Origin of the sequence: Ereboglobus sp. PH5-5, assembly GCF_029504805.1 — a bacterium.
Taxonomy (GTDB): domain Bacteria; phylum Verrucomicrobiota; class Verrucomicrobiia; order Opitutales; family Opitutaceae; genus Ereboglobus.
The window spans coordinates 50,469-65,285 of sequence record NZ_JAQFIT010000015.1 but is presented as its reverse complement, the minus strand read 5'-3'; the positions used below and the strand labels follow the sequence as shown (position 1 = coordinate 65,285).

Here is a 14,817-nt window from a genome sequence, read left to right as displayed (position 1 = left end):
TTAGTTTAGAGTTTTTGGTTTAGTGTTAAAAATTAAGGAAAGGAGTCAGGATGCGGGAGTCAGGAGTCAGGAGGAAATGCCAGCGCGTTTCTGGAATTAGCTTTTGGGCGGGCGGTAGTCGATTTGGTCAACGATGCAGGCGATGTAGGCGTCAACGGGGGCGTCGGCGGTGAAGGGCGCGGTGGCCTCGGCGCCTTCGGTGAAGCCGACGATGTGGCCGATGTCCGCGCCGAGTTGATCGTAGGCGACAAGCGTGGAGGCGTTGGCGAGTTTTGGCGCCGTTTGGGTTTGGAGCTTGGCGTTGGAAAGCGCGGCGAAATCGGCGCGGTTGAGCGGCTGCACAAGGAGGACGCGCCCGCCCTTGTAGACGGGTTCCTGAAGCGTCATGGTGACGCGGCCGATGACTGTGCCGAGGCGCATGTTGAAATTTTCGATTTTGGATTTTCGATTCTCGATTTGGCAGACTGTCGGCCTGCGGCCTCGAAACGATTGGGCGCTGCCGCGCCGCTGATCGGTTGGAGTTTGGTTATTGGAATTTGGAATTTTCCTTGGCGTCGTCCACGACGCCGAGGATGTGGTTGCGGAGCGGGCTGTGTTTGTCGCGAACGATTTCGCGGGTGCGCGAGCCGTCGGTGCTGATGAGGACGCGTTGGTGAAGGCCCGCGCCAAGGGTGTCGATTGCGAGAACGGGGTTGCCGATGTCGTTGCCGTTTTCGTCGAGCGGCTGGCAAATGACGGTGCGCGTGCCGCGCATGCTGGGATGGCATGCGGGGGCGATGATGGTTCCGTCTATGCGGGCGAGGTTCATGGTGAAGGAGATTTAAAAAGTAATTTTACGGCGTGGTGTTTGGCTTGTATTTTCGAACAAGTCTCAGTGCATAAACATGGACGCGGCGTCCGGATATTTTTTTGCGAGTTCATTCAGGCGCTGCTGATTCTCTTCTCTAATCTTGCGCCCATATTCTTGGTATTTCAAAAGTTCGGAGGATTTATCGCCAAGAGCCATTGTCGTTTCCTTCATTCTTTCGAAGAAGGAATTAGCTGAAGTTTCATCAAGGACCTCCTTATATTTCTGCATTCCTGCATCGATATTTCCTTGAATCATCAAATCCATTGCCGCCAATGAACCATCGTGTTGCTTGGCATACATTGCCATAAATTCGTTCACTGCGTCATTGTCGAATACAGGAATTTCCACGGTCGAATAAATTGGCACGTAGAGAGCCTCTTTCTTCGGGCCGCAGCCTGTGAAGAAAAGGGTAAGTATTAAAACTGGGAGTAGTCGTATCATTTTTCAGTTTTTCGTTGCGCAAGCAGCTTGGCGGTTTTGGCGAGTTCGGCGGCGAGGAGTTTTTCGGAGGGGAGCGTGTGCTTGTATTCGCGGGCTTGGATTTTGGTTTCGAGACCGTCGAGCGCGTAACGGGCGATGGTTTCGTTTTTCTCGGCGCAGAGGATGAGGCCGACGGGCGGGTTTTCGCCGGGATGCGTCCAGTGCTCGCGGGCGTAGTTGACGTAGAGGTTCATCTGGCCGGCGTCGGCATGCGTGAACTCGCCGACTTTGAGGTCGATCACCACGAGGCTGCGGAGGCGGCGGTGGAAAAAGAGAAGGTCAATGCGATACCATTTGTTGTCGAGACGGAGGCGCCGCTGGCGTCCGACGAAGGTGAAGTCGTTGCCGAGTTCGAGCAGGAAGGTTTCGAGGTGGCGGATGAGCGCGTCCTCAAGCTCGGTTTCGGAGTATTCGTCGCGGAGATTGAGGAATTCGAGGACGAGCGGGTCGCGGATTTCCTCGTCGGGCGTGAGGAGTTCGCCGGCGCGCGGGGTTTCGCCTTTTTTGAGCATCGCCGCCTTGTTTTTCGAGAGCGCGGCGCGTTCGTAGAATTGCGTGCCGATCTGGCGATCGAGCTGGCGCACCGACCATCCGCCGCGAAGGGCTTCGCGGTGATAAAACTCGCGCGCCTCGGGCGAACGGCTGCGGCTGATGAGCATCACGTAATGCGACCAGGGCAGCGGAAAGGCTTTGGCGAGTGTGGGGAGGTCGAAAGCGGAGAGCGGGGTGTTGAGCAAATTGTCTCGTTGACGGGGAACGAGTTGCGTGTCGGCGGTGAAAGGTGAGTTTGTAAGTTGTTGGGAATCAACGGAAGATTGCGCAGACAGTGTCTGCGTAATTTGACCTGAGATTTCACAAGTTGTTGTTTTGTAAATCCATTCGGGATCAAATGTAAGATAAAACAAGCGTGCATTGATGAGGGTTCTGTCCGAGAATCCGCGTCCGTGTTTTGCGGTCAAATCGGCAGCCAAAATTTTGAGCAACGCATCTCCATACTCAGCTCGGTCAGACCCCTTTTGCTCATATTCAACGATGTAGCGACCAACGTGCCAGTAGGTGGCGGTCATGCAGGCGTTAACGGCGCGCGCAGTGTGGCGGCGGGCGGTCGCGAGCAGGGTGTCGATGCTGCCCAGCAAATTGCCATAGCCCGACGCTGCCACGGCGACCAATTTTTTCTTGGTCGCGCGGGCGCGGGCTTTTTTGGCTTTGGCTGGTTTAGGCATTGGTCGGAGGCGAGATCACGGGAGGGCGTCGCAAGCGACGCCCCTACGCGGTGATTTTTTCTCAATAAATCTTCAGCGCGTCGACGAGGACGCAGCGGCGGGTTCTTGTGAAGGTTTGCGGGTTGGTGATGCCTTCGCCGGTTGTCGTCGCGATCGAGTAGCTGAGGTAGCCTTCGCCGTCGAGGCCGAGGCCGGTCGTGCTGGGGCCGTTTTTCACGAAGAGCGTCGTGTCCATCGCGCGACCCATTTCAGTCATGCGATCGACGTTGAGCGAGTGGATGATCGAGGAGTGCTTGTAGCCGTGCTCGGATTTTTTCGCGAGGGCGACGCCTTCCTCGAACGATTTCACGCGGACGATGGGGAGTATGGGCATCATTTGCTCTTCCATCACGAAGGGGTGGTCGGCGTCGGTTTCGCCGATGAGGATGGGCGTGGCCTCGGGGAGGTTGAGGCCGGCGCGCGCGGCGAGGACGTTTGCGTTTTTGCCAACGAGTTCGCGGTTGAGCACGGGGTGCGAGCAGCCGCCGGCGTCGGGTTTCATGGTGAAAACTTCCCTGGCGAGTTTCTCGACTTGCGCGGGGAGGAGGCGAACGGCGCCGGCTTTTTCGAGGCCGCGGATGAGCGCGTTGGCGACTTTGTCGAGGACGAAGACTTGTTTTTCACCGATGCAGAGCAGGTTGTTGTCGAAGCCGCAGCCGTGGATGATGTCCTTGGCGGCTTTCTCGGGGCAAACGGTGTCGTCAACAAGCACGGGCGGGTTGCCGGGGCCGGCGCAGATGGCGCGCTTGCCGGATTTCATGGCGGCGTTGACGACGCCGGGGCCGCCGGTGACGACGAGCAGATTTACGAGCGGGGATTTGCAGATGGCGTCGAACGATTCGAGCGTGGGTTTCTCGATTGTGCAGATGAGGTTTTCGATGCCGGTGGCGGCTTGCACGGCCTGGTTGTAGGCGCGGATGGCGAGGGCCGCGGAGCGCGCGCCGCCGGGGTGCGGGTTGAAGAGGATGGAGTTTCCGGCGGCGACGGCGTTGATGATGTTGCCGGAAAGCGTGGGGACGGAGTGCGTGACGGGGAGGATGGCCGCGACGACGCCGAAGGGCGTGTATTCCTCGTGCATGAGGCCGTGGTCACCGCTGAGGGCGTAGGGGCGCAACCATTCGACGCCGGGCACGAGGGGGACGAGGTGGAGTTTGCCGATCTTGTGCTCGAGGCGTCCGATCTTGGTTTCCTCGAACTCAAATTTGCCCCAGGCATCGGCGTTGGCGATGGCGAGTTTTTTGATGATGTCGACAACTTGCTTGCGCGCGGCGACGCCTTTTGCGCGGAGTTGCTCGTAGCCTTTTTGCGCGGCAGCGGCGGCAGTCGGCACGTCCTGAAACACACCGTATGCGGGGCCGGAGGAGCTGACGATTGCGGGAGCGGAAGGCGCGGCGGCTGGCGCGGATGCGGTGGCGCCGGAGCGGATGTTGCGCACGACTTCGCTGACGATTGAGCGGACTAGATTTTCGTCGATTTGTAATGCCATGGGATGCGAGAGATTATTGGTTGTTTTTAGGAGATTTTTTTAACCGCAGATGGACGCGGATTAACGCAGATGACGGAGTTGTTGGCGCGAGGTTATCCGGCGGTTGGCGGAGTGAGGATGATTCGTTCCCACTCCAGTTTTGCTTTTTTGAAATTGATAATGAGGCCGACAGGCTGGTGCGTGATGCGGAGATAATTTAACATCTGGCCGCGTTCGTGATCGGTGATTCGATCGATGACTTTCGTGTCAACAATGATGCCGCCGTGCACGATGAGGTCGGGAATATATTCGGCCACTTGCACGTCTTTGTAGAGAACGGGAAAACTTTTTTGCTGGCTGTGCGGAACGCCCCTGAGTTTCAACTCAACAACGAGGGCGTTTTCGTAGGGCTTTTCGTGCAGGCCGTGACCAAGCAGGTTGAGCACTTCCATGGCGCAGCCTATGATTTCATAGGTTTCCTTTTGGCCGCGTGTGTCGGCGGCGGCTGGGATGGTTTTGTTATCTGCGTTCATCTGTGTCTATCTGCGGTTAAAATGGTTTGGGAATGAAGATGCGTTTGTTGTTTTTCTCGTTGGTGATTATTTTCGGAGCCAGGCGGCGCAGGCTTCGGGTTTGTCGGTGTTCACATAATCGGCGCCGAGTTCGAGGAGCGTTTTCCACGCGGTTTCGGTGTCGGGCGCGCCCCAGAAGCGGACGGGGTTTCCGAGCGCGTGGACTTTCTTGATCGTCTCGCCCAGGCGCAGGCGGTCTTCGTCCGGCAGCGGCGTTTTGCCCTTCCAGCGCGACAGTTTTTTGAAGTTGTAGCTGATCATGCAGACGCGCGCCAACTGCTCCGGCGTGTAGTTCGCGTGCGAGCCGTCAAAAAAGATAAACGCCGGATAATTGCCGAAGCGCTCGGCGAGCGGGGCGGAACTGGTGAGCACCACGCGCACGGCGCGCGGATTGACGCCGGGGTCGAACACGTCGGGGTGCCTTCTCAACTTGGCAACCAGCCTGTCCAGCGTGTTGGTGTCGGAGGTTTTCAGGTCGATCAACAGGGTGAGTTGTTTTTCCGATCCGCTCCAAGGGCGTCCGCCGTTTTGCCTGAACGTCTCGACGAGCGGGCGGATGTAGGTTTCGTCAAGCGTGGGAGCGGAGGGCACTTCCTCCTTGTCATGGGCCACGCGCAGTTCGCCGGGCGCGGGCGTGGAGTAAATGTCCGCCTCGATGGAATCCGCGTGCTGGGAATACGCCAGGTAGAAGGGGCGCTTTTGCCTGTAGTCGTTGTGGGAGTGCATCCGGATCGCCTTTGTCGCCGGGCGCGCGGCGATTTCCGCGGCGGTGGCGCCGGCGGCACGGACGCCGGAGATCATTACGGCTTCGGGATGTTTTTCCAGAAACGCAAGAATCTCGGCACGCATTTCCTTGATCGCGTTTTTGGTGTGCGGATTTTTCAGCATTTCCTTCGCGATGGTAAAACCGAGCAGGCATCCGGCCTGGGTGTCGCTCGGGTAATGCACGCCGGCGATGATGCGGCCCCAGGTGGTTTCGCGCACATCCTCCATGAAAAGGTTTTTGTATTCGGGCATCGCCTCGCTGTAGAGAATCGCCAGGAGGCCGCTTTCGGCAGAGTGTCCGCTCGGGTAGGATTCGTCCTTCGGCACGATTTCCACGCAGGGCGTGATGTCGATGCCGCGATTGTAGGGGCGCACGCGGCCCCATTGTTTTTTCGAGGCAAGGACGGCGGGGCGGTGCTCAACGTATGCCTGCTCCAATATCTCCGCCGTGCGCGGAAGATTTTGCCTGTTGAAGGCCCATCCGAACACAAGCGCGCCCGGCGACATGATGTCTTGCGAACTGACGCGCTCGGCGCGCGCGAGCAGTTCCGGCGTGCGGCTTTTCTGCACCTGGTAAAGCGTTTCCATGTCGGCCATGTCCGCGGGGGAACCGGGTGCGGGCGGCGGCGGGATTTGCGCGAGGATTTCGGCCTCGGCGGTGAGCAGAAAACGCGCCGATTGTTCCTGCGCGAGAAGCGAGGCGGCGGGGCATATTGCGGCAACGATGAACGCAATGATCGGTGTAATGTGCCGTTTTTTCATGATGCGTTTTGCCTGTTTGTTATTTTGTTGCCGGAGGGGAAAATGAGCCGTTCGACGATCGGCGGAATATCACGCCGCGTTTTTGCCGAGCACCTCGACAGTGTCGACGAGGCCGACTATGGCGGCGTCGATGGGAAGCGTTTTCATGCCGGTGGTCATGCGCGCGGAGCTGCCCTGGCAAAAGAGCACGAGGTCGCCCGCGCCCGCGCCGAGGGCGTCAACCGCCACCACTGTGCTGCCGCCGGGTTTGAGTTTGGTCGGGTTTGCCTCGTCGGGAAATACCGGGCGAAGCACGAGGAGTTTGCGGCCTTTCATGGTGTCGTCCTTTTTGGTCGAGACCACTGAGCCTATGACGCGTGCGAGAAACATGGTGCGGTGGGCGTTTGGGTTGCTGTTGTTCGTGAAAATGACAGTGGAAAAATTCCAAATTCCAGCGGCCAAATTCCAAAAAAATTCCAATTTTCAATTTCCAAATTCCAAAGAAGGTGGCGCGCGGTTTGCGCGCGGCGGTTCCTTTGGAATTTGAGTATTGGTTATTGGAATTTACCGCGAAAAATCACTTTTTCGCGGTTGCTGCCTTCGGGAGCACGGTGGCGACGTCTTCGTGGGGGCGGGCAATGACTTGCACGCTGACGACTTCGCCGTAGGTGCGCGCGGCGTCGGCGCCGGCTTCAACGGCGGCTTTGACGGCGGCGACATCACCGGTGACAACGGCGGTGACGAGCGCGTTGCCGACCTGTTTCATCGGGCCGGCGAGCTTGACGTTGGCGGATTTGAGCATCGCGTCCACACCGGCGACGAGCGCGGTGAGGCCACGGGTTTCGAGGAGTCCAAGGGCGGATTGTGCCATGATGTTTTTTGTTGGTTGGTTGATTGTTGTGGTTGAAGAAAAAAAGGAGTCAGGAGTCAGAATATAGGAGTCAGGAGAACTGTGGCGGGTTGTCTTAGGTTTGTTTTCACCATTCACCCTTCACCATTCACTCTTCCGGCTTTTGCTTGCAAAAGCCGGGCAGTTTCGCGGGCGACGACAAGTTCCTCGTTGGCGGGGATGACGAGCACTTGGGTGCGCGAATCGGCGGCGGCGAGGTTTTGCTCGGTGGCGTTGGCGGCGTTTTTCGCGGGGTCGAGCACGAGGCCGAGCCCGGTGAGGTTTTCGCACACGGCGGCGCGGAGCCAGGAATTGTTTTCGCCGATGCCGGCGGTGAAAACGAGCGCGTCGCAACCGCCCATTTCAAGCCAGAAGGCGCCCACCCAGTGGCGTATCGAATGTATGAATACATCGAGCGCGAGTTGGGCGCGGGCGTCGCCTTTGTCGGCGGCGGCCTTGATGTCGCGCACGTCGTTGCTCACGCCGGAAATGCCGAGCAGTCCGGATTCCTTGGTGAGTTGTTTTTCGACATCATCGAGCGAGAGTTTGAGGCGGCGCATCGCGCAGGGAATCGCGCCGGAGTCGAGATCGCCGACGCGGTTGTTTTGCGGAAGGCCGGACTGCGGGCTAAGTCCCATGCTGGTGCCAATGGCAACGCCGTCGTGAATACCGGTCACGGAACTCGATCCGCCCAAGTGGCAGGAAATCACGCGGAGACCAGAAGCCAGAAGGCCAGAGGCCAGAGTGCCAGAGGATTGCGGGCCGGCGATGTAGAGGTCGCGAACTTTTTGGGCGATGTCGTCGCGGCCGAGAAGCTCGGCGCTGCGTTCGGCGACAAACTTATGGCTCGCCCCGTGGAAACCGTAACGGCGAATGCCGGCTTGATACCACGCCTCGGGAACGGCGTAGCGGTGCGCGCTGGGCGGCACCCATTGATAGAACGCCGTCTCGAAGAGCGCGACGCGCGGCACTGCGGGCAGGCGTTCGCGAAATGTGCGAATGCCCGCGGCGTAGGGCGGATTGTGCGCGGGCGCGAGGTCGGCGGTGGCGAGGAGCGCCTGCTCGACCTTTTCGTCGGCGAGGAGGCAGCCGGTGATGTCGCCGCCGAGCACGGTTTTGAAACCGACGGCGTCGATTGTCTTGTGACCGGCCGCGGCGAGCTCGTTCATCGCCTGGTCAATGACCGCGCCGTGATCGGTGACTCGCTCAAAGCCACCGCGCGCGAGCATGCGCGCTTCCGCGCCGTCGATGGCGTAGAGGCGGTATTTAAACGAGGTCGATCCGAGGTTGGCGACGAGAACGTTCATGGCGGAATTTTCGATTTGGGATTTTCGATTTTCGATTGGGAGCTATCGCGCCCACCCCGATTTCGATCACGCGCGGGAGCGCGCAATCGAAAATCGAGAATCGAAAATCGAAAATTACTTCACGCAATCCACTTGCCGAGCGCGCCGATGTCCTCGTGGGGGCGCGGGATGACCTGGACGGCGACGATGTCGCCGACGCGGCGGGCGGATTCAGCGCCGGCGTCGATGGCGGCCTTGAGGGCCGCGACGTCGCCGCGGAAGAATGCCGCGACGTGGCCGGAGCCGATCGCCTCGTAACCGGTCATGGTGACGTTGGCGGCTTTGAGGGCGGCGTCCGTAGCTTCGACGAGCGTGCAGAATCCCTTTGTTTCAATCATGCCGAGTGCTTCTTGAGCCATGGTGATAAAAATGAGTTTAGGGTTTGGTGTTTAGAGTTTGTTGTTGTTGGCGTCGTGGTTCGCGCGCTTCAGATGCCGAATTGCTTGAGGAGTTCGGCGTGGGGACGGGCGATGACGTGGGCGCAGACGAGCTCGCCGACTTGTTTCGCGGCGTCGGCTCCGGCGTCCACGGCGGCTTTTACGCTGCCGACGTCGCCCTTGACGAGAACGGTGACAAGGCCACCGCCAATTTGCACTTGCTTGACGAGCGTAACGCCCGCCGCCTTGACCATCGCGTCGCTGGCCTGGACCGCGCCGACGTAGCCTTTGGTTTCAATCATTCCGAGAGATTCGCTCATGGGATTGTGTGTGTTGTTTTAGGTTTGGGTTGTGGTTGATGGTTTCAGTGGTTTGGGAAAAATCTTTTTAACCGCAGATGGACGCAGATGAACACAGATTAGGAATCAGATTCGGGAGGTTCACTTCTTTGTGCCGGGTGTTTTTGTTTTTTTGAAAAAATGGTTTTTGGGTTTTTTATCTGCGTTTATCTGTGTTTATCTGCGGTTGTCTCACTTCAGCAACTCGCACGGCGTGTTCGGCCCGAGGCCGCAGCCGTTGGCTTCGTCAGTGTCGATGTGGACCTCGAGTTTGAAATCAGGCGAGACGCGCACGAACATGCGGTCAAAGGTGACGCCGCAATCGCCGCCGACGCGGAGTTTCATATAATCGCCGTTTTTGACGCGGTAAAACGCGGCGTCGTCCGGGTGCATGTGCACGTGCGGCGCGGCGCGAATCACGCCGACGGGCAATTCGAGAAATCCGGCGGGCCCCATCAACATGCAGCCGGGCGTGTCCTTGATGCTGCCGGAGTTGCGGACGGGAATTTCAAAGCCGAGCGAGATGGCGTCGGTGAATGCGAGCTCGACCTGGTTGAGATCGCGGCACGGGCCGAGGATGCGGAGATTCGAGATGACGCGCGAGCGCGGACCGATGAGCGTGACGGCCTCCTTGGCGGCGTATTGGTCCTTTTGATACAGCCACTTCATCGGCGTGAGCGTGTGGCCCTTGCCGAAAAGGATTTCGACCGCCTGCGGGGTGAGGTGGCAATGGCGCGCGGAGACGTTTACGAGAAGCGGATTGGGCGCGCGGACGGTCTTGGGCATCGGTTGTCCGAGCCGCTCATAAAGCGCGCGGCGAACCTGGTGTTCGATGGTGGCGCGATGGGGAGCTGGAGGCGCGAGAGACATGGGTGAAATGCGGGATGTCGGACGTGGATTACAGTATTGGAAAAGTGGAATGCCGTGAAAATTGGGGCTGTTTTGTAAGAAAAGAGGGGCACACACTTTTTCATTTATGACGCAAGTCAATCATATAATTTCAGGGAAACGCGGTGTTTTTTCGGGGCGAAGGGTGTTTTCAGTCCGTATATTTCACACTCGAAACAAACAATACACGATTTTCCCGAAAAATTGGCTTTATTGGAAACCAATCGCCGGCGGGGGCGCACGCGGCGGCGGCTTCCCGCCCGAGGGGATTGAGTGGCGGTTTCGCGTTTTCGAAAATCCCAAGGCCGCGTTTTGAGGCGGGAGTGATCAGGAAAAAATTTCACTGAATATCCGGCTTAGTATGGGCTGTTCAGTCGCGGGCAGGGGCTTTTCTTTTTCCAGGGTGGCCACGCGCTCTTTGAATTCGGCAACGATGTTGGGGCTCATTTCCTTTAGTTTTATGAGCGATTGGGAAAGGATGAGCCGTGGGGTTGTGTGGAGGGGGAGTTGGGCGCAGAGCAGCAATTGGTTCATCAGGATGTCCCGCTCTCCATGGAGAGTGCGTGTTTCTTTGTGGGTGGCGGCGGCCCGAATGGCGAGGAGCTGTTCGCTGCATGATAAATACCCGGGCACCGAGGATGCCGGAACTGTCTGGTAGGAAGGCGGCGGAGTGGCATGCGCAATATCGGTTTCCTTTGGTAGAAACGAGAGGAGTTTGGCTTCCAGTTCCCCGATGGCGGCGCCAATTGTTGAGGATGCATATTGGACGCTGGTTTCAAAAAGACACCGAGTGTCAATGGTGCGTATCAAGCGCAGGGTGATCAGCCACGGAGAGATGTTGTGGATAATGTGTGTTATGATTGCGTAATCGGCGGGACGCGGGTTGTTGCGGGCGTGTTGCGCCGCGTCCCCATCCGGCATGGGGCTTCCCATGAGCGCAAAGGCCGGGTTAGGGCTTGTGATGTAAGGGACAAGGGTGCGGGTGGTTGAGGTCGTGAAAAACTCAACTCGCTCCGCCAAGTAGAGGGGGATTGCGCGACTGAGGCGGCCCGCCTCGTTGCTGAGTTGAGGTTGGTCGGATGCTTTGAGAGCGTCGGATTCGACGCTGCCGCCGAGCAATGCGATGACAGGAGCGTCGGCACGCTTGGGCTGGAAGATTTCCAGCGGGGAAATTCTGGCGGGAAGCCAGACGGGACCCTCGATGGAGAGCAAGGTCAACTCAATGCGGGCGGGATCTATTTTATCGGCGATGGAGACGCGCATTTTTGCGATTTCATTGTCCCAAAAGGAAAGGGTTCGGCTCCAATCGGGGCGCTTGAGTTCGTAGAGTGCGTTAAGAATGTTTTGAGCCGCGTCGAGTTGGCCGAGATCAAAATGAGCCTTTATGAGATTGTTTCCAACAACGATACCATGATGCCGCGCGTTGAAATGGGGCAAAGTGAGCTGGAGTATTTCGGGGAGGTGGCCGTGTTGCCCGAGGTCGCCGCTTATTTGTTGCAGTAAATCGGCGGGCACCGGAGCGGGGGCGTTTGCGATGGCTTTGGCGTATAGGGAAAGCGCGTCGGAAAGGTTTTGTTGTTTGAGGCAGTTGCGGGCGAGCCAGAGTTGCGAGCGCCAGGAGCCGGGCAGCGCGGCGACTTTTTCGAAGGCTTTGTTGCCGGCTGCATCGCCTCCTTTTTCCCTAAAAATGGACTCATACCAAAGAAGGCCGTTTTCTTGATTGGGGTCGAGCGTGAGGCCTCGCCAAAGGGTTTCGATCATGCGGTCGTTGTCGTTGCGTCCCGCGTGAACCTTGGCCAGGTTGGTCAACGCCGTGCCAGTCTCCCCGTGAGTGCGGATAAATGCCGCAATAACTGTTTCCGCTTTCGAGTATTCCTTGAGTTGGAGCAGGGTGACGGCATGCAACATATGGCCGCGCTCGTGGTTCGTGTCTGTGGTCGCGAGATGTTTTGCGTAGGGAAGCACTTCCGCATAAAAACCGTCTTGCAGCGCCATAATGATCATGGAGGCAAGCTCATCCGGTTGGTTTTTGAGCTTCTCGAGGTTTCCAATGAGAACCGAGTCGCGCCAAGCCTGTTTTGTTATGAACAACTCACGCCCGTATGCATCGTGGACACGAATCATGTTAGGATCTTTTGACGGATCTGATGATGAGCCGGAGGCGGCTGCCTGCGATGGCGGAGTCCCGGCGGGACCGGGTTCCTTGGCCGGGCCGGTTTGACGGGGGGATTTCCCGCCAAACAATTTTTTGAAAAAATTCATACAGGATAATGCGGTGAGTTATCAGAACGATTCTGTCGCGGTGCTGGTGAAAGGCGGCATGCGCCGGTGAGTGACGAGCGGGCGGCGACGCGGAAATCGCAAAACGGGTGTGTTCGCGTCTTGTGATTTCGGAGGCGCTCAGGGGAGGGTAGCGGCTTTTGTTTTTGCCGCTGGTGGTTTCTTTTTCTTCGGCACTTTTTTTCCGGGCTTGGTGACGGGCATTTTTAATTTTGACTGCGGGCTGACGAGTTTGCCGGCGAGGATGTCGGCCTCGGTGAAACGAGCCATGAGGATTTGGCCGGGGCCGCGGTTGTAGTCATAGGTTATGAAGATCGTGCCGTCGGGCGCTTGGAAGCCGTCGGGATAGGTGGCGCGTTTCTCGGCGCGATCCTCGACGAGCAGGCCGCCCTTCCATGTGACGCCGTCGTCGTCGGAAAGCCATGCGCTGAGCTTGCGCCGGCGCCCGCCGTCCTCCTTCGTGTCGGCTTTGTGAAGGTCGGAGCCGTTTTTGATGAGCAGCAGGTTGCCCGAGGCCAGGCGGCGGAAGAAGAAGCGGGCGCTGGTGTTTTGTATGTTGGCGGCGGTGAAGGCGGGCTCGGTCCAAGTGCGGCCCTTGTCGTCGGAGAAACTTTCCATGATGCCCTTCGATGTGCGCGTCATCATCCAGAGTTGTTTGTTTTTCTTTTCCACAATCATCGCCTCGTGCCAGCTCGGATTGGGGAATTTGATGATGCCGCGCGGCTCCCATGTTTTGCCCTGGTCGGTGGACGCGAGCACGTTCACGCCGCGTTGCGGGTCGAGCTCGGGGAAAACGCGCGGTTTGTAGGGGCCGTAGCCGTCGCGCTGCAAAAGGTAGGCGGGCAGCAGCCATTCGCCCGAGGAGAGCATGGTCGGCTTGTTCAACATGGCGCCGTTTGCGATGCGCTTGGGCGGCGACCATGTTGGATTTTCGGCGTCGGGATTTTCGCAGAGGGTCGCCCAAAGGCCGGCGCGTCCGTCGAAATGGCTCATCGACTGGTCGAAAAACAACCAGAGCCGCCCCAGCGGGTCGGTCCAGAAGTTGCCGATTATCACCGAGCGGGGGATGGGCAGGCCGGGCGAATGGCCGTCGATGACAAGGCGCGGCTTGGTCCATGTCTCGCCGTTGTCGTCGCTGCTTGCCGCCAGAAGAAACGCCTTGGGGCCGTCCTCGCCGCCGATCCACGCGGCCCAGATGCGGCCTTTCGGGGTGCGCTCGGTCGTGAGCGTCATCACATAATCCTGCGTGGACATGTCGTAACGCGGCAGCGGGGCGGTGTTGATGACGGGCGGCACCAGCGCGAGGTCGGCGATCTGGCGCAGCTCGGCAATGCTGTAATTGGGAGGTTCCGGCTTTTCTGTTTTCGCCTCCTTTTGGGCGTGCGCGGACGACGCGGCCAGGCAAAGCAGGAACGAGACGATCATCAGGCGGGCGGCGGATATGTGTGCGCACATGTTTTTGGGCGGGTTGTTATACTGAGGAGGGGTGGCGGTTGATAAAAAACGGACGCCGAAGCCGGGGCAAACAGGGAAACGAGGCAGTCACGATGGAGCACGAATTTGCATGGGGAAGCGACCTTTTTCAAAAACCGCCGCGCATTGTTCATCATCCGTTTTGGAGGCGGTTTTTTCGCGCGAGCTCGATCAGCTCCTTGAATGCGGCGTGGTTGTTGAAACATTTCAAATCGTCGTCCTTGGCCATCCAGTCGGCATCGCTGTAACCGAGCGAGATGGCCTCGGAAAGCGTTTGGAGGGCGTCCTCAAACTTGTGCGAGAGCGCAAGACTGCATGCGAGGTTGTAGCGCGCGGTGGAGTCTTCGGGACGAATGCGCACGAGTTTGCGATCCATTTTTAGCCCGTCGGCGATGCGCCCGGTTTTTGTGTAAAGGCTGCCGAGGATTTCGATGACCGAGTCGTATTGCGGGTCGCGGCGCAGGATCGACTCGTAGAAGGAGATCACAAAGGGCAGGTCGTCTTCCGATTTGCGTGACATGGGCGGTCTGGCTCTCCCTTCCAGCGCGGGATGGTCCGCGGGTCAGCGTTTCTGCGGGCGATTTTTGCAATCGCCTGTCTTGCGGAACGAGTCGCATTGCGCGCTGACTTGGAGGCGTTGCGAGCAGGGTGTGAGGCCGAGCTTCGACGAGACGGTGCTGCCATACCATTCCATGAAGGGCGCCTTGACCTCAAAAATACGGTCGCAATCAACGCAGATCACCTGCGCGACTTGCGTGTTGTCGTCGCTGTTGGGCAGGTAGTATTTCAGGTTTTTGCCGATGTCGACCTCGCGCACGAGCGCGCTTTCGATCATGATTGGGAGCGTGCGGTAAACGGTGGCGCGCGAAACGGAGTCGTCGATGTCACGCGCGTAATCAAGCAGTTCCTCGGCGGTGAAGTGTTCCGTGCGCGCAAAAGCGGCCTCGAAGATGGCGAGTCGCTGATTGGTCACTCGATGACCCTTTTTCGAGAGGTAGATTTTGAATTTTTCGCGTGCGGCGTCGTTGCTCACGAAGAGTAATGTCGAAGCGCGGCGGTGAGGTGTCAAGCCACCGCGCTTGCGCGCCCGC

Annotated in this window: 17 protein-coding genes; all 17 read right to left on the bottom strand. The window is 58.6% G+C overall.

Annotated elements, in window-relative coordinates; translation table 11 throughout:
* Positions 1-96: 96 nt before the first annotated feature.
* The 17 genes from M2103_RS10860 to M2103_RS10780 all read right to left on the bottom strand — a co-directional run bounded on the left by M2103_RS10860 (position 97) and on the right by M2103_RS10780 (position 14,759).
* On the bottom strand, positions 97-420 hold the full coding sequence (locus M2103_RS10860; RefSeq protein WP_277510527.1) for a EutN/CcmL family microcompartment protein: 324 nt from the start codon (positions 418-420) through the stop codon (positions 97-99).
* A gap of 106 nt (positions 421-526) precedes the next feature.
* Positions 527-808 carry a EutN/CcmL family microcompartment protein gene (locus M2103_RS10855; RefSeq protein ID WP_277510526.1) on the bottom strand — a complete coding sequence of 94 codons (282 nt, stop codon included), beginning with the start codon at positions 806-808 and terminating at the stop codon, positions 527-529.
* Between the two features lie 63 nt (positions 809-871).
* Positions 872-1,291: a hypothetical protein gene (locus M2103_RS10850; RefSeq protein ID WP_277510525.1), complete on the bottom strand. Its 420-nt coding sequence runs from the start codon at positions 1,289-1,291 to the stop codon at positions 872-874.
* Positions 1,288-2,553, bottom strand: coding sequence for a PDDEXK nuclease domain-containing protein (locus tag M2103_RS10845; RefSeq protein ID WP_277510524.1), 1,266 nt, complete (start codon positions 2,551-2,553; stop codon positions 1,288-1,290). Before M2103_RS10845 ends, M2103_RS10850 begins: the two co-directional genes overlap by 4 nt.
* A 61-nt stretch (positions 2,554-2,614) precedes the next feature.
* Positions 2,615-4,078: an aldehyde dehydrogenase family protein gene (locus M2103_RS10840; RefSeq protein ID WP_277510523.1), complete on the bottom strand. Its 1,464-nt coding sequence runs from the start codon at positions 4,076-4,078 to the stop codon at positions 2,615-2,617.
* A gap of 92 nt (positions 4,079-4,170) precedes the next feature.
* Positions 4,171-4,590, bottom strand: a complete 420-nt coding sequence (locus M2103_RS10835; RefSeq protein WP_277510521.1) for a GxxExxY protein — start codon at positions 4,588-4,590, stop codon at positions 4,171-4,173.
* A gap of 66 nt (positions 4,591-4,656) precedes the next feature.
* The gene (locus tag M2103_RS10830; RefSeq protein WP_277510519.1) at positions 4,657-6,156 is read right to left on the bottom strand and encodes a phosphatase PAP2 family protein; all 1,500 of its coding nucleotides are present in this window, start codon (positions 6,154-6,156) and stop codon (positions 4,657-4,659) included.
* Between the two features lie 69 nt (positions 6,157-6,225).
* Entirely contained in the window at positions 6,226-6,525 is a 300-nt protein-coding gene (locus tag M2103_RS10825; protein WP_108826439.1) for a EutN/CcmL family microcompartment protein, read from the bottom strand.
* Between the two features lie 187 nt (positions 6,526-6,712).
* Positions 6,713-7,006, bottom strand: a complete 294-nt coding sequence (locus tag M2103_RS10820) for a BMC domain-containing protein (RefSeq protein WP_108824623.1) — start codon at positions 7,004-7,006, stop codon at positions 6,713-6,715.
* Between the two features lie 113 nt (positions 7,007-7,119).
* Positions 7,120-8,331, bottom strand: a complete 1,212-nt coding sequence (locus tag M2103_RS10815; RefSeq protein WP_277510518.1) for an acetate kinase — start codon at positions 8,329-8,331, stop codon at positions 7,120-7,122.
* Between the two features lie 119 nt (positions 8,332-8,450).
* Positions 8,451-8,729: a BMC domain-containing protein gene (locus M2103_RS10810; protein ID WP_277510517.1), complete on the bottom strand. Its 279-nt coding sequence runs from the start codon at positions 8,727-8,729 to the stop codon at positions 8,451-8,453.
* A gap of 68 nt (positions 8,730-8,797) precedes the next feature.
* Positions 8,798-9,067, bottom strand: coding sequence for a BMC domain-containing protein (locus tag M2103_RS10805; RefSeq protein WP_108824620.1), 270 nt, complete (start codon positions 9,065-9,067; stop codon positions 8,798-8,800).
* 210 nt (positions 9,068-9,277) lie between these two features.
* Complete coding sequence (locus M2103_RS10800) at positions 9,278-9,955, bottom strand: phosphate propanoyltransferase (RefSeq protein WP_108824619.1); 678 nt, start codon at positions 9,953-9,955, stop codon at positions 9,278-9,280.
* 345 nt (positions 9,956-10,300) lie between these two features.
* Positions 10,301-12,097: a hypothetical protein gene (locus M2103_RS10795; RefSeq protein ID WP_277510516.1), complete on the bottom strand. Its 1,797-nt coding sequence runs from the start codon at positions 12,095-12,097 to the stop codon at positions 10,301-10,303.
* Positions 12,098-12,373: 276 nt separating this feature from the next.
* A complete protein-coding gene (locus tag M2103_RS10790) occupies positions 12,374-13,708 on the bottom strand; it encodes a sialidase family protein (protein ID WP_277510515.1) in 1,335 nt (444 codons plus the stop codon).
* A gap of 151 nt (positions 13,709-13,859) precedes the next feature.
* The gene (locus tag M2103_RS10785; protein ID WP_277510514.1) at positions 13,860-14,246 is read right to left on the bottom strand and encodes a hypothetical protein; all 387 of its coding nucleotides are present in this window, start codon (positions 14,244-14,246) and stop codon (positions 13,860-13,862) included.
* A gap of 42 nt (positions 14,247-14,288) precedes the next feature.
* Complete coding sequence (locus M2103_RS10780) at positions 14,289-14,759, bottom strand: transcriptional repressor (protein ID WP_277510513.1); 471 nt, start codon at positions 14,757-14,759, stop codon at positions 14,289-14,291.
* Between the last annotated feature and the right edge of the window lie 58 nt (positions 14,760-14,817).